At 69.8% G+C, this 18,327-nt stretch carries 17 protein-coding genes and 1 tRNA gene; 4 read left to right on the top strand and 14 right to left on the bottom strand.

All coding sequences use genetic code 11. The features are described 5' to 3' along the window. Positions 1–61 precede the first annotated feature (61 nt). From OG738_RS25050 to aceA, 4 genes are all read right to left on the bottom strand, one after another. Positions 62–1,411, bottom strand: a complete 1,350-nt coding sequence (locus OG738_RS25050; RefSeq protein ID WP_329044511.1) for an NAD(P)/FAD-dependent oxidoreductase — start codon at positions 1,409–1,411, stop codon at positions 62–64. A 30-nt stretch (positions 1,412–1,441) separates the two neighbouring features. Next, on the bottom strand, positions 1,442–1,714 hold the full coding sequence (locus OG738_RS25045; RefSeq protein WP_155545874.1) for an acyl carrier protein: 273 nt from the start codon (positions 1,712–1,714) through the stop codon (positions 1,442–1,444). A 64-nt stretch (positions 1,715–1,778) separates the two neighbouring features. After that, positions 1,779–2,399: a hypothetical protein gene (locus OG738_RS25040; RefSeq protein ID WP_329044509.1), complete on the bottom strand. Its 621-nt coding sequence runs from the start codon at positions 2,397–2,399 to the stop codon at positions 1,779–1,781. A gap of 109 nt (positions 2,400–2,508) precedes the next feature. Continuing rightward, positions 2,509–3,804 (bottom strand): isocitrate lyase, encoded by a 1,296-nt coding sequence (aceA, locus tag OG738_RS25035; RefSeq protein ID WP_329044507.1) that lies wholly within the window; start codon positions 3,802–3,804, stop codon positions 2,509–2,511. 190 nt (positions 3,805–3,994) lie between these two features. Between aceA and OG738_RS25030 the strand changes: the two genes are divergently transcribed. Next, complete coding sequence (locus OG738_RS25030) at positions 3,995–5,413, top strand: UbiD family decarboxylase (protein ID WP_329044505.1); 1,419 nt, start codon at positions 3,995–3,997, stop codon at positions 5,411–5,413. 66 nt (positions 5,414–5,479) lie between these two features. Here the strand turns inward: OG738_RS25030 and OG738_RS25025 are convergent, their stop codons facing one another. From OG738_RS25025 to OG738_RS24985, 9 genes are all read right to left on the bottom strand, one after another. Continuing rightward, a complete protein-coding gene (locus tag OG738_RS25025; RefSeq protein ID WP_329044503.1) occupies positions 5,480–6,067 on the bottom strand; it encodes a UbiX family flavin prenyltransferase in 588 nt (195 codons plus the stop codon). Next, on the bottom strand, positions 6,060–7,214 hold the full coding sequence (locus tag OG738_RS25020; protein WP_329044501.1) for a Rieske 2Fe-2S domain-containing protein: 1,155 nt from the start codon (positions 7,212–7,214) through the stop codon (positions 6,060–6,062). Before OG738_RS25020 ends, OG738_RS25025 begins: the two co-directional genes overlap by 8 nt. After that, a complete protein-coding gene (locus tag OG738_RS25015) occupies positions 7,211–8,575 on the bottom strand; it encodes a M20 family metallopeptidase (RefSeq protein ID WP_329044500.1) in 1,365 nt (454 codons plus the stop codon). The genes OG738_RS25020 and OG738_RS25015 overlap by 4 nt, the downstream gene beginning before the upstream one ends. Continuing rightward, complete coding sequence (locus OG738_RS25010; protein WP_329044499.1) at positions 8,572–9,438, bottom strand: VOC family protein; 867 nt, start codon at positions 9,436–9,438, stop codon at positions 8,572–8,574. The genes OG738_RS25015 and OG738_RS25010 overlap by 4 nt, the downstream gene beginning before the upstream one ends. A 20-nt stretch (positions 9,439–9,458) precedes the next feature. Next, complete coding sequence (locus OG738_RS25005) at positions 9,459–10,328, bottom strand: alpha/beta fold hydrolase (RefSeq protein ID WP_329044498.1); 870 nt, start codon at positions 10,326–10,328, stop codon at positions 9,459–9,461. 55 nt (positions 10,329–10,383) lie between these two features. Beyond that, positions 10,384–10,462, bottom strand: a tRNA-Trp gene (locus OG738_RS25000). A 102-nt stretch (positions 10,463–10,564) separates the two neighbouring features. Beyond that, the gene (locus OG738_RS24995; RefSeq protein WP_329044497.1) at positions 10,565–11,644 is read right to left on the bottom strand and encodes an NAD(P)/FAD-dependent oxidoreductase; all 1,080 of its coding nucleotides are present in this window, start codon (positions 11,642–11,644) and stop codon (positions 10,565–10,567) included. Beyond that, positions 11,644–12,714 carry a hypothetical protein gene (locus OG738_RS24990; protein WP_329044495.1) on the bottom strand — a complete coding sequence of 357 codons (1,071 nt, stop codon included), beginning with the start codon at positions 12,712–12,714 and terminating at the stop codon, positions 11,644–11,646. The genes OG738_RS24995 and OG738_RS24990 overlap by 1 nt, the downstream gene beginning before the upstream one ends. Before the next feature lie 19 nt (positions 12,715–12,733). Beyond that, complete coding sequence (locus OG738_RS24985) at positions 12,734–13,696, bottom strand: hypothetical protein (RefSeq protein WP_329044493.1); 963 nt, start codon at positions 13,694–13,696, stop codon at positions 12,734–12,736. Positions 13,697–13,931: 235 nt separating this feature from the next. Here OG738_RS24985 and OG738_RS24980 point away from each other — a divergent pair, with 235 nt between their 5' ends. Next, positions 13,932–14,993, top strand: coding sequence for an LLM class flavin-dependent oxidoreductase (locus OG738_RS24980; RefSeq protein ID WP_329044491.1), 1,062 nt, complete (start codon positions 13,932–13,934; stop codon positions 14,991–14,993). A 67-nt stretch (positions 14,994–15,060) separates the two neighbouring features. On the opposite strand, the gene OG738_RS24975 is transcribed toward OG738_RS24980, so the two are convergent. Further along, positions 15,061–15,723, bottom strand: a complete 663-nt coding sequence (locus tag OG738_RS24975) for a GOLPH3/VPS74 family protein (protein ID WP_329044489.1) — start codon at positions 15,721–15,723, stop codon at positions 15,061–15,063. Between the two features lie 256 nt (positions 15,724–15,979). On the opposite strand from OG738_RS24975, the gene OG738_RS24970 reads away from it, so the two are divergent. Both OG738_RS24970 and OG738_RS24965 read left to right on the top strand, forming a co-directional pair. Continuing rightward, positions 15,980–17,578: a beta-N-acetylhexosaminidase gene (locus OG738_RS24970; protein ID WP_329044487.1), complete on the top strand. Its 1,599-nt coding sequence runs from the start codon at positions 15,980–15,982 to the stop codon at positions 17,576–17,578. After that, positions 17,563–18,318 carry a class I SAM-dependent methyltransferase gene (locus OG738_RS24965; RefSeq protein ID WP_329044485.1) on the top strand — a complete coding sequence of 252 codons (756 nt, stop codon included), beginning with the start codon at positions 17,563–17,565 and terminating at the stop codon, positions 18,316–18,318. The genes OG738_RS24970 and OG738_RS24965 overlap by 16 nt, the downstream gene beginning before the upstream one ends. Positions 18,319–18,327 lie beyond the last annotated feature (9 nt).

Here is an 18,327-nt window from a genome sequence, read left to right as displayed (position 1 = left end):
AAAGGTCGTGAGTGGGAAACAGGGTTAGAACACTGTTTCCCACTCACGACCGGGTGTCTGGCTAGAACAGCGCCAGTGCCGAAGAAGAGGCCTTGAGGCTGCCGAGGTGCCCGTGCCACAGGTGCGTGGGGTCGGCCTCGACGGCGGCGACGTACTCCTTCATCGCGGTCAGGGCCGCCGGCTCCTCGGCGTCGTAGACGTCGCCCTGGAGCATCTGGATGACGTCCTTGCGGTAGCGGTCGTCGTCGATGAACGCGGTGAACAGCACGTTCAGCCGGTAGTACATCGAGATGAAGTCGTACCAGATGTTGACGCCCTTGCGGAGGGTGTCGACGTAGTTGTCGAACCGCTCCCGCCGGAAGTCACCGGCCTGGTGCGCGGCGATGACGTCCTTGGCCGCCAGGCGCGCGCTGTTCATCGCGACGCTGACGCCGCTGGAGAAGATCGGGTCGACGAAGCGGGCGGCGTCGCCGATGAGCACCAGCGAGTCGCCGGCGATCTGCTTCATGCCGTAGCTGTAGTCGCCCTCGGTCTTGAACTTCCGCACGCGCTTGGCGTTCTTGAGCGCGTCGAGCATCTCCGGCCGGGTGCCGACGGAGTTCCAGAAGAAGCCCTCGAGGTCGTCCTTGTGCTCCTTGAACTTCTCCTTCTGGGTGACGACGCCGATCGAGGTGATGGTCTCGGTGATCGGGATCTGCCAGACCCAGGTGTTCTCCTGGGGCAGGAAGTGCACGTGGATGTAGTCGGCGTCCTCGGGACGGCGCGCCAGCGACGCGCGGTCGAGGCCCTCGAACCACGTGTGCACCGCGTACTGGTTGAAGACCTTGTCCGGCACCTTGACCTTGAGCTGCTGGCCCAGCAGGGTCTGGCGGCCGGACGCGTCGAGCACGACGCGGACGGCGACCTCGATCGGCTGCTCGCCGATCTTCGCCTGCAGCACCGGGCGGTCGCGGTCGGTGAAGTCGACGCGGTTGACCCGGACGCCCTGGTAGACCTTGGCGCCGAGTTCCTCGGAGTGCTTCAGCAGCAGCGAGTCGAACTGGCCGCGGTCGACGTGCCAGGCGTAGACGCGGTCGACGCCGTCCTGGTCGCGCTCCTCGTAGGCGATTTCCGCGACGCCGAGGCCGTGCGAGCCGGCGTCGAAGTCCAGCGTGCTGGTCGGGCGGGTGTCCGAAGAGGTCCACGCGGCGCCGTACTTGCGGGGGAAGCCGGCCGCCTCGACCTTCCCGATGACCCCGATGTCGTGCATCACCGGGATGACCGCGGGGACCAGGGACTCGCCGACGTGCTCGCGAGGGAACGTCTCGCCCTCGAAGACCACCACCGAAAGGCCGGCCTTGGCCAGGTAGGACGCCGCCGTGGAACCGGCCGGGCCACCGCCGATGATGCCGACATCGTAGTCGTAGGACACAGGTTCTCCGTTCAAGATCCGAGACAGGGGTCAGGCGACCGGCGCGCGCAGCGAGGTCACCAGGTCGGCGATGCTTTCGATGTCCTTGAAGTGCCGGGCCACCATCTCCGTGGGGGGCACCCGCACGGAGAACTCCTCGCGGAGGTAGGCGACCAGCCGGGTGGTTTCGATCGAGTTGAGCAGCCCCCAGTCCAGCAACGGCGTGGTCGTGGTCAGCTCGCCCACGTCCTTGCCGTCCAACAGGTGCTTCTCGACGAACTCAACGAGCTTCCGCGTGATGTCCACGCGCTCGTCGTCTGCCATGGTTGTTTCCTCCAGTGACGGCACAGTTCCACGCACAGGGTTGTGCTGGGAATTCGGAAAAGCCTCAGTCGGTGCCCGCGTCGTGCGTGGCCTTGTTGCGCGAGCCACGGCGGGGGCGCTCGAGGCGCTCGGTCTCGGCGTTGATGTGCTTGCGCGGGGCGAAGGCGACGTACCGGCCGCCGGACATCTTGGCCTTGAAGTTCTTCATCCAGCCGTGGTGGCCGAAGTTGCCGTGCTTGTCGAAGCCGACCAGCGAGATGCCGCTGCGGTCGTAGTGGCCGCCGACGAGCAGGCACCACTGCCGGAAGTCGGGGTACTCGTTGGTCAGGTGTCGGTAGGTGAGCACGAAGGCCAGGTACCGGCGGAAGTCCATGCCGTCGAGGCCCTCTTCGTCGTAGACGCGGGAGATGGCCTGGGTGCTCTGGCCGAGCATCTCCGGGATCGGCGAGGCCGAGCAGATGAGCCAGTGCGACTCGTCGGTCATCGGGCTCTTGATCATGTTCTGCTCGACTTCCCAGCGGAAGTTCGTGTTGAGCTTGCCGGTCTCGATCATCTGCGCCTCGGAGATCTCCTGGGGCACGTAGATGAGCATTTCGTTGGTGCTCTCGAGCTCATCGATCTCGGCCTGCGTGAACGGACATGGCTTCACCGCGATTTCAGTGGTTCCATAGACTCCGTAAACCATGTCTTCGAGGTTCTCGGGCATGCGCATGGGCAACCGTCCTGAATTCCATTGTTCGCGTGGCTGATGTGTCGTCAATTTGTTTCTAGCACGGTGCGGACTGGGGAAATGCTCAGTAGAATTGCGACTTCTCGGTGGAGTCCATCAGCGCGACGGTGTTGCTGGACGGGTTGACGACCGTGCTCACGAGGTCGAAGTAGCCGGTGCCGACCTCGCGCTGGTGGCGCGTCGCGGTGTAGCCGGCGGCCTCGGCGGCGAATTCGCGTTCCTGGAGTTCGACGTAGGCCGTCATGCCTTCGTCGGCGTAGTCGCGCGCCAGGGCGAACATCGAGTGGTTCAGCGCGTGGAAGCCCGCGAGGGTGATGAACTGGAACTTGTAGCCCATGTGCCCCAGCTCGCGCTGGAACTTCGCGATCGTCGCGTCGTCGAGGTGCTGCTTCCAGTTGAACGACGGCGAGCAGTTGTAGGCCAGCAGCTGATCGGGGTACTCGGCCTTGATCGCCTCGGCGAACCGGCGTGCGACCTCGAGGTCCGGCTTGGACGTCTCCATCCACAGCAGATCGGAGTACGGCGCGTAGGCGAGGCCACGGGCGATACAGGGCTCGATGCCGCCGCGGACGCGGTGGTAGCCCTCGGGGGTCCGCTCGCCGGTCAGGAACGGCTTGTCGCGGTCGTCGACGTCGCTGGTGATGAGGTTCGCGGCCTGGGCGTCGGTGCGGGCGATGACGAGGCTGGGGACGTCGCAGACGTCGGCGGCCAGGCGCGCGGCCTGCAGCGTGCGGACGTGCTGGGACGTCGGGATGAGCACCTTGCCGCCGAGGTGGCCGCACTTCTTCTCCGCGGCCAGCTGGTCTTCCCAGTGGACGCCCGCGGCACCGCCGGCGATCATGCCCTTCATCAGCTCGAACGCGTTGAGCACGCCACCGAAACCCGCCTCGGCGTCCGCGACGATCGGCGCCAGCCAGTGCGGAGCGTCCTTTTCGTCCTCGGCCCAGCTGATCTGGTCGGCGCGCAGCAGCGCGTTGTTGATCCGGCGGACGACCTGCGGCACGGAGTTGGCCGGGTAGAGGCTCTGGTCGGGGTAGGTGTGGCCGGAGAGGTTCGCGTCGGCGGCGACCTGCCAGCCGGAGAGGTAGATGGCCTTGAGGCCGGCGCGCACCTGCTGCACGGCCTGGTTTCCGGTGAGCGCGCCCAGCGAGTGGACGTAGGCTTGCGTGTGCAGGAGGTTCCAGAGCCGCTCCGCGCCCAGCCGGGCCAGCGTGTGCTCCTCGGTCACGCTGCCGCGCAGCCGCAGGACGTCCTCGGCGGAGTAGTCCCGGCGGACTCCGCGCCACCGGGGATCCTCGGCCCAGGACCGGGCCAGTTCGGCCGCCGCGGCTTCGCGGGGCGGCGCTGCGGTGACGGTCATGTCGTTCTCCTGACGTACGACGACGCGCGGCTTCGTGGACGAGACCATTTAGCACCCGGCGACCCCGGCCGAGCGCCACGCGGGCGTCAGGACGAAGCATTCCCCTAGTTCTTGCCGTCCGGGCCCCGTCGGCGCCGTGACCGGGGCCGATACTCGGTTCGCGAGCCACCTTGCGAACGGAAGGCGTTTGATGGCAAAGGATCTGCGGACATTCCTGGCCGAGCTGGAGCCGGGCCAGGTCAAGGTCGTGCGCAAGCCGGTCGATCCCGAGTTCGAGGTCACCGCGCTGGTCGACCGCATGGAGGACGACCCCGCGTACCCCGGCTTCCCGGCGGTGCTGTGCGAAAACGTCGGCGGCTCCGAGATCCCGTTGCTCATCAACCTGCACGGCACCTACGAGCGGCTCGCGCGCAGCATCGGCGCGGACGTCCGCTCGATGGTGCCCGAGTACGCGCTGCGCGAGGGGTCCGGGATCAAGCCGGTCACCGTGGACACCGCGCCGGTGCAGGAGGTCGTGCTCACCGGCGACGACATCGACGTCGGCCTGCTGCCGCTGCTCAAGCACCAGGAGCTGGACGCGGGCAAGTACATCACCTCGGCCGTGACCATCTGCCGCGACCCCGACAGCGGCAAGATCAACGCGGGCATCTTCCGCCACCAGCAGCAGGGCAGCGACCAGGTGGGCATCCAGGTCAACCCGGCCCACCACACCGCTTACGTGCTGCGCAAGCTGCGCGAGCAGCGGAAGCCGATGGAGGTGGCGCTGGTCATCGGCCACCACCCGGCGCTGCTGATGGGCGCGGTGTCCAAGCTGGAGGGCATCGGCGGCGAGCTCGACGTCGTGGGCGGCCTGCTCGGCGAACCGCTGGAGATGGTGCCCTGCAAGACGGTCGACCTCGAAGTGCCGGCCCGCGCCGAGATCGTCATCGAGGGCGTGATCGACACCGACCCGGACGCGACGGCCGTCGAAGGCCCGTTCGGCGAGTACCCGCGGTTCTACACCCGCACCGGCCCGCAACCGTACGTGAAGATCACCGCGATCACCATGCGCCGCAAGCCCATCTTCGTCGACGTCTTCAACGCCCACACCGAGCACAGCATGCTGGGCGGGCTCCCCCGGATGGGCAGCATCTACCGCCGGGTCAAGGAAGCGGTCCCGACGGTGACCGGCGTGCACCTCCCGCTGTCGGGCATGGCGCGGTCGCACCTGTACCTGTCGATGAGCAAGCGCGTCGAGGGCGAGCCGAAGCTCGCGGCGTGCGCTGCGCTGGCGGTCGACCCGCTGCTCAAGCACGTGTTCGTGGTGGACGACGACGTCGACGTGTTCAACGAAGTCGAGACGCTGTGGTGCCTGGCGACGCGCTTCCAGGCCGACCGCGACCTGACGATCATGCCGGGTTTCCTCGGCGGTCAGCTCAACCCGGTGACCTACGGGCACAATCGGGACGAGAAGGGCCCGATGGAGACGAAGCTGATCTTCGACTGCACGAAACCCGTGCCGCCGGCGGTGTTCCCGCCGTCGTGCCGGGTACCTCCGGAGGTGGTGGCGCGGGTGGACCACCGCGCGCTGCTGGAGGACGGGGACGCGCTGGCGTCCTATTTGGACTGAAGGTCGCCCGCACCGGCGTCGACGCCGGTGCGGGCGACCTTCCACCACGCTTTCCGCCGGTGCGGGTTAAACCTGCGCGGGGCCGTGCCAGCGTTCGACCAGCTCGTCCGGCGGCCGGATCCCGAGCAGGTCGCAGAGCCGGCCGACCTGGTGATCCACCAGGTCACCCACCGTCTTCGGGCGTCCGTAGAACGCGGGCATCAGCGGCGCCAGGATCCCGCCCATCTCCGTCACCTGCGTCATCGCGCGGAGGTGACCCAGGTGCAACGGCGTCTCGCGCAACGCGACGACGAGCTTCCGCCGCTCCTTCAGCGTCACATCGGCCGCACGAACCAAAAGACTGTCGTTCTGCGACCAGGCAATCGCCCCGAGACTGCGCACCGAGCACGGCAGCACGATCATCGCGTCGATCGGGAACGACCCGCTCGAAATCGGCGCCGCGATGTCACCGGGCCGATAGGTGAAATCCGCCAGGGAAGCGACGGAATCCGGCGTCCAGTCCGTCTCGAACGCGATCGTCTGCCGCGCCGCCGGTGTGACCACCAGGTGCGTCTCCACCTCGGGCATGCCCTTGAGGATCTCCAGCAGGCGGATCCCGTAGATCGCGCCGCTGGAGCCGGACATCCCGACCACCAGCCGGAACGGCTCAGTCATGCTTCGCCCGCCTCTTCTCCGCCTGGCGCTCCTTGACGACCTCGACCGGGCTGCGCCGGGCCTCCTCCTCGACCATCCGCCGCCACTCGGTCAGCGAGACGTCGGGGCGGTACAGGCGCTCCGGCGGGGCGTCGGTCACCTCGACCATCAGCCGGTCCTCGTCGTTGAACATGCCGTGGAACACCCAGCGCGCCCACGTCCAGTAGTAGAGCCAAAACCGGCGGTTGCGCCACTTGCCCTGGTTCATCACGGCGAGCTGGACGTACGTGTGGTTCTCCGCCGTCGCGGCGACCCACCACTCGAAGTGCGACCACTCCGCGTACTTCACCCGCAGCGTGCCCGGCAGCCGCAGCGACACCTTCGTCTTGTTGCCTTCGCGCCGGCGGTACCACTTCTTCTTCGGGAAGTCGCCGAGGCCGGGGAACGAGGCGCTGTAGTGCATCTTGTCCTTGCGGCGGGTGATCCACGGCCCGTCGCGGATGACCTTCATCTCGCTCCACACCGGCATCTTGACGCGCTTGGTCCACAACGCGTTGCGGTGCAGCCATTTCGCGTGGCCGTCGTCGAAGCCGTTCTCGGCGCCGAAGCGCCAGTTGCCGTCCCGCACGGTGATCCGGCCGACGACGACCGCGTCCGGGTCGAGCAGCTCCTCCGGGACGTCCTCGGCGAACGGGTGGGCCGGGCCGTCGCCCAGCCACACCCACACCAGGCCGCGGGCCTCCTCGACCGGGTACGTCCGCACGGTGACCTTGCCGCAGATCGGCGACTCCGGGCCGTCGGTGATCGCGGCGACCAGCACGCCGGTCTCCAGGTCGAACGTCCAGCCGTGGTAGCAGCAGCTCCACGTGCCGGGGAACTCCTGCGACGACATCTCGTGGCTCAGCGGGACCCCGCGGTGCGGGCACCGGTCGTGCAGCGCGCGGACCGCGCCACCGTCGCGGATCAGCATGATCTTCTCACCGAGCACCTGGATCGCGCGCGGCTTCTTGCCGATCTTGCGCGACCACGCCACCGGGTACCAGTACTCGCGGAAGCCGAGCGCCGCCGCTTCGTAGCGGGGCCAGGTCGACCAGTCGCGGCGGCCGGGGCCGCCGACGGTCGTCTGCCGCGCCGGAGGGGCCTGCTTGTCACCGACGGTGTCGGTCATCGGTCGTCTCCTCGACTGCTCGCAGGGGGTTCGCACAGTTCGGCGCGCTGCCGGGTGGTCACGTCGACCACGACGCCGACCAGCAGGTCGACCAGCCGGCGCATGGCTGGCAGGTCCGCGACCCCCATGGAAAACCCTTCGAACGGGCCGGGGTGGGCGGGCACCGGCAGGCCGATCCGCGCGGTCGGGATGCCGTGGCGGCGCAGCACGCCGCCGTCGGACAGGCCGCTGCCCGGCTTGCCCGGCACGTGCGGCCGGCCTTCGACGTCTTCCCAGGCGCGGATCAGCCGCGTGACGACCGGGCTGTCCGCGGGCGTGGCCGAGCCCGCCTGGCCGGCGACCAGCTCGACCTCGATCCCGACCGCGGGTTCCGTCGCGCGCAGTTCGGCGACGATCGCCTCGAACTGGCCGGCGACGTCGTTGACCGTGGTGCGCGGGTTGACCCGCAGGTCGACCCAGAACTCGCAGGTCGCCGGGTTGAACGCCGGCTTGGTCCCGTCACCGGCCCGGATCGCGGTGACCGCGCCCTGCGGCGCGACCTGACCCGAGGAGTTGCGCGTGGTGTACTCGGCGAACCAGCTCTCCAGCCGCCCGATCATCCGCGCGGCGGCGACGATCGCGTTGCTGTAGTGCCCCTTGTGCCGGCTGCCGGTGTAGCCGACCGAACCGCGCACGACGACGCGGAAGATGACGAACCCGACCTCCTCGTGCACCACCGAATAGCCCGGCTTGAGCACGATCGCGAGGTCGGCGGAGCACTGGCCGTGGTCCATCAGGAACTGGGTGCCGACGCCCATGCCCGAGTTGCGCCGCGACGACTGCTCCCCGGCGAGCACCGGCATGCTGCCGCCGACGAGCGCGACCACCAGCTGCCCGTCCAGGGGCACGCCGGAGCGGTGCACGGCGAGCGCGGCGGCGAGGGCACAGCCCGCGAACGCCTTCGGGTTCTCCGCGCCGAGCCCGACGATCTTGTCGCCGTAGCGCTGCGCGGGCAGCGTGAAGTCGGGGCGGGGCCGCTCCCCCAGCCACGGCGCGTCCTCGGGGCCCGGCGCGAACGCCGTGTCGAGCGGCGCCAGCAGGAGCAGCTGCGCGCCCGTGCGGCCGGTGCCGACGCGGGTGACGAGGTTGGCCTGGCGTTCGTCGATCGCCTGCACCCGGCTGTCGGTCCCGGCCGAGGTCATCACGTCGCGGAAGTACTCGGCCAGCTCCCGCTCGCACCCGGTCGGACTGGGGATGTCGGTGGCCGCCTGGCACAGCAGCGCCAGCTCTTCCTCGTCGACCGAAGCGCGCGCGGCCTTGACCCATTCCCGCTGCCAGCCGGACAGCTGGGTGATGTCCGGGTCGATGGCGTCGGGGGTCATGAGGTCTTGATCTCGGTGCCGGTCACGTGGTGGTGCCCCCACAGGCTGGTCGGCCCGGCCAGCTGGCGCGTCGACCAGTCGGCGGTGTCCACCTCGAGGCCGTCCCAGCCGTACTCGATCTCCCAGCCCGACGGCGTTTCGAGGTAGAAGGAGACGGCCCGGTCGTTGCTGTGCCTGCCCAGCGTGCGCGTGACGATCCGGCGGTCGTAGGCGACGTCGATGGTCGAGCCGACGTCGTCGAGCGTCGTCGTCTCCAGCATGATGTGCCGCAGTCCGGGCTCGTCGGTCTCCACCAGCGCGATCGAGTGGTGGCGCGGGTTGCAGTGCAGGAACGCGATGAAGCCCTTGAAGGTGTCGCTGACGCCGAAGCCGAGCGTGTCCACCAGGAACGCCAGCGTTTCGGCGTAGTTCGTGACGCCGACGACGGCGTGGCCCATCCCGTGCTCGCCGGTCCGGTAGCCGGTGAGCGCGCGCGTCAGGCGCAGCGGCCGGAAGTCGGCCTCCTGCCCGTAGAACAGCTCGTGGCGCAGCCCGGACGGGTCTTCGAGCCAGGCCATGCCCGCGACGCGGCGGTCGGCGCACTCGGCGGCGGTCGCGCTGGTCACCGCGACGCCGGCCGCGACCAGGTCGTGTTCGAGCGCGGCCAGGTCGGCGGCGCTCGCCACTTCCCAGCCGAGCCAGGACAGCGCTTCGCTCTCGCCGCGGCGCACGTCGAAGCGGTAGGCCCGCTCGTCCATGCGCAGCAGCAGACGTCCGTCGTCGACCCACTGGCCCGGCAGGCCCAGGACGTCCGCGGCGAACGTCTCCCACGCCGGAACCTCCCTTGTGGACAGTCCGACGTAGGCGAGACTGCGGATGCGCATGGGGTCCGTCCTCCTGCTGGTCACTCCGCACGGCCCAGGAAGCCGAGGACCACGCGGTCGTGCTCCTCGGCCTGCTCCCACTGCGGCCAGTGCGCGGCGTCGGCGACACAGTGGAAAGCCGCGCCCGGGATGAGTTTCGCGATCCGGCGGCCCACGTCGGGCCCGCTGCCGGGGTTGTGGTCCGACCACAGCACCAGCGTCGGCACGCTCACCGCCGCCAGCCGGTCCTCGGAGATCTTCCGGTTCGGGCCGGAGCCGAACCCGAAGGAGTTCTCGAACACCGTGCGCAGGGCGGCGTTGGTCGTGGGCTCGGCATAGATCCGGCGGCGGACCTCGACCAGCTCGTCGGTGACCCGGTCCGGGGTGGCCATCAGCCACTCCAGCCGCGTGCGAATGGTCTCCGCGGTCGGGTTTTCGATGGCGGCCAGCGAACGGGCGCGCAGGGCCTCGCGTCCTTCGGCGGGCCGTTCGTCGACCGAGCCGGGTGCCCACTTGATGCCCGCGGTGGTGTTGAGCACGAGCTTGCCGACGCGGTCGGGGTGCTCCAGCGCGAGCGTCAGCGCGACCCAGCCGCCGAGCGACTCGCCTTCGAGGTGCGCGCGCTCGATGCCCTGGGAGTCCAGCAGGTCGAGCACCTGCTCGACGTACGTGCCGACGGCGTCGTGGGTGAAGTCGGGCTTGGCGGAAAAGCCGTGCCACAGCAGGTCCATCGCCATCGCGCGGTAGTGCCGGCCGAGCCGGTTCACGTTGCGCGCGTACGCCTCGGCGTGGCCGCCGACGCCGTGCAGCAGCACGAGCGCTTCGCCGTCACCGGCCTCGATGACGCGAGTCCGGTGCTTCTCGCCGAGGACGTGGGTCTGGCTGCCGAGCAGCTCGGTCCAGAGGGTCACCTCGGTCACTCCCAACGGTCGGCGGGCCCGGCCGGGACCGGTGGCGCGGTGTTCGTGGCAGGGGCGGCAGGACTCGAACCTGCAACCGTCGGTGTTGGAAACCGCTGCTCTGGCCAATTGAGAGCTACACCCCTTCGCACCGCTTCCCGCGGTGCGAGATCAGTATGCGGCGGATTTTTTGGGGAACCACCTAGTGCTGGAGTCTGCCGCGGCTGTCGTGAGTGAGAAACAGTGTTCTAACCCTGTTTCTCACTCACGACCCCGGCACCGAAGCGGTCCGGTGTGAAGACGTCGACCAGCGCATCGGGCTTCCCGTCGACGATGCGGGCAGCGAGCGCCTTGCCGAACAACGGCGCCAGCGTGACGCCCGCGCTCGCGACGGCCTCGTAGTACCCCGGCAGCGCCGACAACGGCCCGACACTCGGCAGTTCGTCACGCGCACACCGCGCGTCCACCACGGCGGCCGTGCGCACGGTCGCCGTGCCGAGCAGCGGGACGACCTTCGCCGCCCGGTCCAGGAGGTCCTTCACGAACTCCGGGTCGGGGGTGCCCGAGCGCGGGGGCAGGCCGCGGTCGACGCGGTCCGAGCGCAGGACCACGCGCCCCGGGCCGTCCGGCCGGATGCTGACCTCCGGTGCGCGCAGGATGAAGTCCAGCGGGTCGCCGTCGACCAGCAAGTGGGCGATCAGGCTGCGCCGGGGCGCGCCGAGGAACGGGCGGGCGCCGGCCAGCGCGCCGATCTCGTCGGCGGCCGATCCGGTGGCGTTGACCACGACGTCGGCCTCGATCCGGCGGCCGTCCGCGAGCCCTGCACCGCGCGACACCGACGTCACCTCGGCGCCGAGTTCGAGCGTGGCGCCGTGGGAAACCGCCTGGTCCAGGAGGTGGCGGGTGAAGGCGACCGCGTCGATCCAGCCCTCGGACGGCAGGAAGGCGACCGGTCCCGACGACGGGAAGACCACCGAACCGCCGTTCGGGACGTGCCGCTCGACCGGGCAGCCCCACTCTTCGAGCTGGGTGAGGTAGCCGGCGAACGACTCGTCGTCGGTCCAGGCCACCGTCCCGGTGCGGTGCCACCAGGGTGCGGAGTCCCCGGCCAGCGCCGCGTGCTCGTCGATGCCCGCCTGGTTCAGCTCGAAGTACGCCCGGGGGAAGCGCCGGTACGCCGTCGCCGTGGCGAAGCCGACCTCCGTCGTGCCGGAGGCGGGCCGGTCCGCGCGGTCGACGCAGTGCACCCGCGCCCCGCGCCGGGCGAGGTGGTAGGTCACCGCGGCGCCGATGACGCCGGCGCCGATGACGACGACCGTCGGCGCCATCAGTAGAGGCCTTCCGGGGCGGCCTGGCTCACCTGCAGCGGGCGCACGTTGAAGACGCCGTCGACCGGCCACTCGCCCTTGGTGTCGTAGCGGGTCGCCTCGTCGCGCTCGAGCAGGTTGGGCAGGAAGAGGTCTTCGTGCAGCACGGTGAGCTTCAACTGTCCGTTGTCGACGTTCTTCCGGAAGTCCGCCGGGTCCACGACGGACATCGTCACCTGCGGGTAAGTCGGCGCGTAGGGAAGAATCGCGCCGCCGTCCTCGGGGTGCAGGCTCACCGCGTTGCCGAAGGTGTTGCCGTAGCCCGAGCGGACGAGCCCGCCGTCGAGGGCCTGGACGAAGTCCTGGTACATCCGCGGGCTCATGTGCGTGCCGCCGAGGCGGACGCCGTCGAGCGCGGCGACCAGCTCCGGCTGCCGCGCGATCAGCTTCTGCAGCAGCGCGGGCGTGGTGTTGAGGTAGTGGACGTGCTGCGAGCGCAGGATGTCGACGATCTGCGCGAGCACGTGGTCGGTGTACTCCCCCAGCTCCTTCATCTTGCCGGCGCGGATGAGCTGCTTGATCCACCGCGGGTCCATGTCGATGCCGTAGACGAGCCCGGCCAGCTGCTCGGACAGCTCGATCGCGCCGTTGCCGATCTGGTGCGGCCCGCTCGGCGTCGCCTGCAGCCAGGTCCGGCCCGGCCGGTAGCCGTCGAAGAGGTACGACCAGCGCCGCCATTCGACGCGGTGGGTCATCATGTCTTCGGTGTAGAACACGCGCACCGGGTCGCCGGTGGTGCCACCGGACTCCCACACGCGGCCGGTCAGCGGCCGCGGCACGGCGCGCGGCACCAGGTCGCCGGGGTCGATGCCGCGCAGGTCGCCGGGCGGGAACGGGCCGAACTCGGCGAGCTGGTCGTACCGCGTGATGTCCAGCGGGTCGAACGACAGCTCGGTCGCGCGCTTGAGCCAGTACGGGCTGCCGAGCTCGGGGTTGAAGTGCCTCCGCACCACGTGCCGCGTCCACGCGTCGAGGTCGAGGGACAACCAGTGGTCGGTCAGGCTGGCACGTTCGTGCGTGCGGGTGCTCACGGTCTTCTCCTTGCTCGGGTCAGGCGGGGGCGACCAGGTCGACCGCGTGGTCGTAGATCGCGGTCATGGCGTCGGTGACGTGGTGCGGCTCGGTGATGCGCACGACGGGGAACGCGAAGTCGAGCACCCCGGCCGGCAGCGTCGGGCCGAGCACGAAGGCGAGCCGGACGCCCTGTGCCTTCATCCCGGCACACACGTGCGGCAGGCTCATCGTGGTGGTCTTGTTGCGCTGGAACAGATCGCGGACCTCGTCCGCTGTCGTCAGCGCGCGCTCCTCCAGGAACGAGCACACCGGGATCCGCGGGTCCGTCACCGCCATCGCCGCGACCGTGGGCGCCATGAAGTCGGTCGCGTACTGGCGCAGCGGGGAATGCACGGCGAACGGCTGGCCGTCGATGACGCTGATCATCCCGGGCGGGCTCTGCGCGACGAGCTCGTCCAGTGCGTCGGCCGTGCCGCTGAGCATGAGCAGCCGCGCGGTGCCGTTCGCGAGCACGCCGAAGTCGCCGCCGAGGTACACGCCGGGACGCCGGTCGCCGTAGTAGAACGTCGGGTCTTCGGTCACCGGGAGGAAGGCGATGGCCGCGCCCTGCGCCGGGGGCGCCGGGTCGGGCACCGGCGTCTTGGCCTCGCGCACCAGCAGGTCGAACAGCACCCGGCGGTCCACCGCGCCCGCCACCGAACTCGCGATCAGGCCGCCGAGGCTGATGCCCCCGGCGACGCCGGGGTGGACGTCGGACTCGGCGAGCACGTCGTGGATGCCGAAAGCCAGTGCGGCCAGCCGGATGCCGGCGAGGCTGAAGCGGTCGTGGTCACCCCGGGGCTCGAATTCACCGCGCAGCAGGGCGCGCGGTTCGAGGCCGGTCCAGTCGCGCACCTGCTCGTAGGAGCGGCGCATGGCCGGGTACGCCTCGTAGAGGTGCGCACCGTGCTCCGGGTCGGGATCGGAGATGTTCGCGCCGAAGAGATACCCCAGAGTCACCGAATTCCCCTAACGAACGTGTCCGACGCGGCTGCCGCGACGCTACGCACGCCCTCATGAGGGAAGCCGGGCTAGCATGGGGTCTCTAGGCAAAACCTCAGCTCCGGGCGCGGGACTCCTTAAGAGTTCCCCCAGGGTTCGCCTGCTAGGGCGGCTGTCCCGGGCCGGGCGGGTGGAAAAAGGTGGCAGCCGGCCCATCCAGGCTCGCCACCCTATTCGCCGGAGGTATCAGAACGTGGAGTATGGCGTCTCGCTGTTGCCGGACTGCGACCCGGAGACCACGACCGCCTCGCAGTACTTCCAGGATGTGCTGCAGGTCAGTGTGCTCGCCGATCGGCTCGGCCTGAACTACGTCAAGATGACCGAGCACTACCTGCGCTCCTACGGCGGATATTCCCCCAGCCCGCTGGCGTTCCTGTCGGCCGTGGCGGCGCGCACCCAGTCGATCCGCCTGATGACCGGCGGCATCCAGGCCTCGTTCCACCACCCGATCCAGATCGCCGCGCACGCCGCGCAGGTCGACGTGATGAGCGGTGGCCGCCTGGACGTCGGGTTCGCGCGGGCCTTCCTGCCCTACGAGTTCGAGGCGTTCGGCGTCGACATGGACACCAGCCGCGAGCGGTTCCTCGCCACGATCGAGGCCGTCGTGCGGCTGTGGAACGAAAAGGACGTCACCGAGGACACGCCGTTCTTCTCCTACGAGAACGCGAACTCGCTGCCCGCGCCGGTGCAGCAGGACGGCCCGCCGGTGTGGGTGGCCGCGCTGGCGACCCCGGCCAGCTTCGACTGGACCGGCCGCAAGGGCTTCAACCTGCTGATCAGCTCGACCCAGCTCAACGAGATGGCCCGCAAGCGCGAGTACGTCGAGCTGTACCGCACCGCCTTCCTGGAGGAGCACGGGGATTCGGGCCGCAAGCCGAAGTTCGCGGTGAGCATCCCGCTGCTGATCGCCGACACCGACGAGGAGGCGCGCGACCTGGCCGTGCCGTTCATGGTGAAGTCGTTCAACGCCTTCAAGGAAGCGATCCTGTCCTGGCACAACGTCGAATCGCCCGCGTACGAGGGCTACACGGCGATGGCGCGCCAGATGGCGAGCTTCGACCTGGAGACCGACGGCCTGGAGGCCAAGGCGGTCGTCGGCTCGCCGGACACGGTCCTGGGCCGCATCGAAGAGGTCCGCGACGTGCTCGGCCCGGACGTCATCCTGTGGAACCTCGACTTCGGCGGCCAGTCGCTGGAGACGATGTCCCGCACGCTGAACCTGTTCGCGGACAAGGTCATGCCCGCGCTCGGCTGATCTCCGCTCTCGCGAAAGGACCCGGTGGCCGAAACGGCCACCGGGTCCTTTCGTCGCGGTAAGGGAGTCAGCCGCTGAAGCCGAGGCCGCCCTGGGCGGCGATCATCGTGAGGCGGATGCCACGCAGGGCCTTCTCCAGGCCGGGCGCGACCTCGCCGACGCGGTCGGTCAGCTCTTCGATGCGGTCCTTGTACTCGCCCTTGCTCTCCTTGCGCGTGACGACGCTCGGCACCGTCCCGGCGGCGGCGAGCGCGACGAGCGCGGCGTCGTCCGCGCCGACCTGGGCGGCCGGGGTCGAGCCGTGCAGCACCTCGACCGCGTGCTCCTGGAGAGCCTTCGCCAGTGCCGGGTCGGTGACGGTCACGTGGGTCTTCGGCACGACGCCGAGGACCTTCTTCTCGTCGACCGTCAGCAGCTTCTGGGCCACCAGCTGCTCTTCGATCGCGTCGAGGGTCTCCTTGTAGTCGTGGCGGATCCACGACTTCCAGCTGCGCTTCTCGTTGCCGATCTGGGCCAGCAGCCGGTCGAGCACCGGGTCGCCGGTCGGGTCCGACCTGACCAGCACGGCGTCGCCGTCTTCGTCGGCGATGTTGCCGCGCAGCGCCAGCTCGGTGAGCACGCCGGCGCGGGTCAGGAACGCCGTGCGGGTGCGGTCGTAGAGGTCTTCCTTCTCCAGGTCGTAGGCGAGGAGGTAGGCACGGTAGTGGACGGCGGTCGGCGTCTCGGTCATGTCGGTCACCCGTTTCTGTGGCAGCTCGTACCACTCGATCTTGGCGGATGGGAACCGGCCGAAAAACGGCCAAAGGTTGACAGTCGGTGACGGAAGGTTGTCGGTTCACAACCTTAGTTGTTCCGGCGTGCGGAGTAACCGGACCTAGCAGTCTCCCCAGACGTCGGCCGATCGGGTGGACTCGCCCGCCACCAGGAAGTTAAGAGAAAGAGGCCACTCTCTTCTTCCCGTCACCACTATCCGCAATGGACGGCTCATGACCGCTCGAAGTGCCAGGCGTGGGGTGCTGTTCCTCGCCCTCCTCGGCCTGCTCGCCCCCGCGGTGCCCGCCGGCGCCGCCCCGCAGCCGGTGCCGGCCGCATCGGCCCTGCAGCAGATCGTGCCGGCGCCGGTGTCGGTGACGCCGGACCCGGCCGACCGCTACCGGCTCGGTCCGGAGACGGTGGTGTTCACCTCCGGCGGCACCGATGCCCGTCAGGTCGCCGACTACCTCGCCGGGCTGCTCCGCCCGGCGACCCGGTTCCGCGTCCCCGTGGTGCCCGCGCCCGCCCTGCCCGGGCTCTCGAAGGTGCTGCCCGGGATCTCGCTGCTGCTCGGCGGCGCCGACCCGCGCGTCGGCGCCGAGGGCTACCAGCTCGACAGCACCGCGTCCGGGGTGGCCATCCGGGCCGCGCAGCCCGCCGGCCTGTTCAACGGCGTGCAGACGCTGCGCCAGCTCCTGCCCGCCTCGCTCGGCGGGACGCTCACGGTGCCCGGCGGCCACATCCTCGACTACCCGCGCTACCCGTACCGCGGTGCCATGCTGGACGTGGCGCGGCACTTCCTGCCGGTCGCCGACGTCAAGAAGTACCTCGACGACATCGCGCTGTACAAGGTCAACAACCTGCACCTGCACCTCACCGACGACCAGGGCTGGCGGCTGCAGATCGACGGCTGGCCGAACCTGACCGCCAAGGGCGCGAGCACCGGCTCCGGCGGCGGAGCGGGCGGGTTCTACACGCAGGCCCAGTACCGCGACATCGTCGCCTACGCGCAGAGCCGCCACATCACAGTGGTGCCGGAGATCGACATGCCGTCGCACTTCGGCGCGGCGCTGTCGTCGTACGCCGAGCTCAACTGCGACGGCGTCGCCGGGCCGGTCTACACCGGACTCACCCCCGCGCCGCGGTCGGACCTGTGCGTCGGCAAGCCGGTGACGTACCAGTTCATCGGCGACGTGCTCGGCCAGCTCGCGGCGCTGACCCCGGGCGGCTACCTCGACGTCGGCGGCGACGAGATCCAGGACCTCGACGACGCGCAGTACACCGCGTTCATGAAGAAGATCGCGCCGATCGTGGCCAAGCTCGGCAAGAAGCTGCTGGGCTGGGCGGAGATGCTCACGGCGACCCCGCCGAAGGGCGCGACCGGCGAGTTCTGGATCTACGACGGCACCCAGAACGAGGTCGGCGGAGCCAGCCAACAGGGCGCGAAGCTGATCATGGCCCCGTGCGTCTACACCTACCTCGACATGAAGTACGCCCCCGGTGTTCCGGCCGGCATCGGCCTGGAGTGGGCGGGCGACATCAGCGTCCAGGCCGCCTACGGCTGGGATCCGACGGCGGTGGTGCCCGGCGCGCTCACCTCGAACATCGACGGCGTCGAAGCTCCCTTGTGGACGGACACCGTGCGGAGCCTCGACGACGTCCGCTACCTGGCGTTCCCGCGGCTGCCCGCGATCGCCGAGATCGGCTGGTCGCCGCAGGCGAGCCACGACTGGACGTCGTTCGCGTCCCGGCTGGCGGCGCAGGGCCCGCGGTGGACGGCGCTCGGCGTGAAGTACTACGCGGCCCCGGAAATCCCGTGGCCGAAGAACTGACCCGGCGGGAGAAGCCGACCATGGCGAACAAGGACGGCCAGGTGTGGGAGGCCTACTGGACGGACCTCCCGGACCGCGCGGGCGCGGCCTTCTGGGACTGCGAGCCGGCCGACGGCGCGGCGGCGCACGCCGAGCTGTTCAAGGCGCACTTCGACCCGGCGCTCCCGCTCGTCGACCTCGGCTGCGGCAACGGAACCCAGACGAAGTACCTGGCCAGGCTGTACGACCGGGTCGTCGGCGTCGACATCGCCGAGGCCGCGCTGAACCGGGCCTGGGTGGAGAACGCCGCGGACAACGTCTCCTACGAGCTGCTCGACGTGCTCGACGACGCGGCGGTGGCGGCGTTCCATGCGCAGTACGGCGACGTGAACATCTACCTCTCGGGCGTGATCCACCAGCTGCCGGTCGACCGGCGGGTGGCGTGCGCGCGCAACCTGGCCGTGCTGGCCGGGGCGCGCGGGTGCGTGTTCGACCAGGAGCTGACGCCGGCGAGCTACACGTACATGCAGCAGCTGATCGCCGACCCGGCCAACGACCTCCCGAAGCTGGAGCGGGTGTCGATCTACTTCGGCATCGGCTTGCAGCCGGCGGCGGGCGAGGCGGAACTGGAGACGGTGTACGAGCTGGGCGGCTTCACCGTCATCGACGGCGGCGAACTGCTGCTGCGCACGACGGAGACGCTGGCCGGCGGCTCGGGTCTGGACCTGCCGACCCACTACGTCATCGCCCGAAACTCCTGAGCACGACGG

The organism is Amycolatopsis sp. NBC_01488, assembly GCF_036227105.1.
In the GTDB taxonomy this organism is placed as follows: Bacteria; Actinomycetota; Actinomycetes; order Mycobacteriales; family Pseudonocardiaceae; genus Amycolatopsis.
Note: the sequence above shows the minus strand (reverse complement) of the source record. Positions and strands in the feature narration are given on the sequence as shown.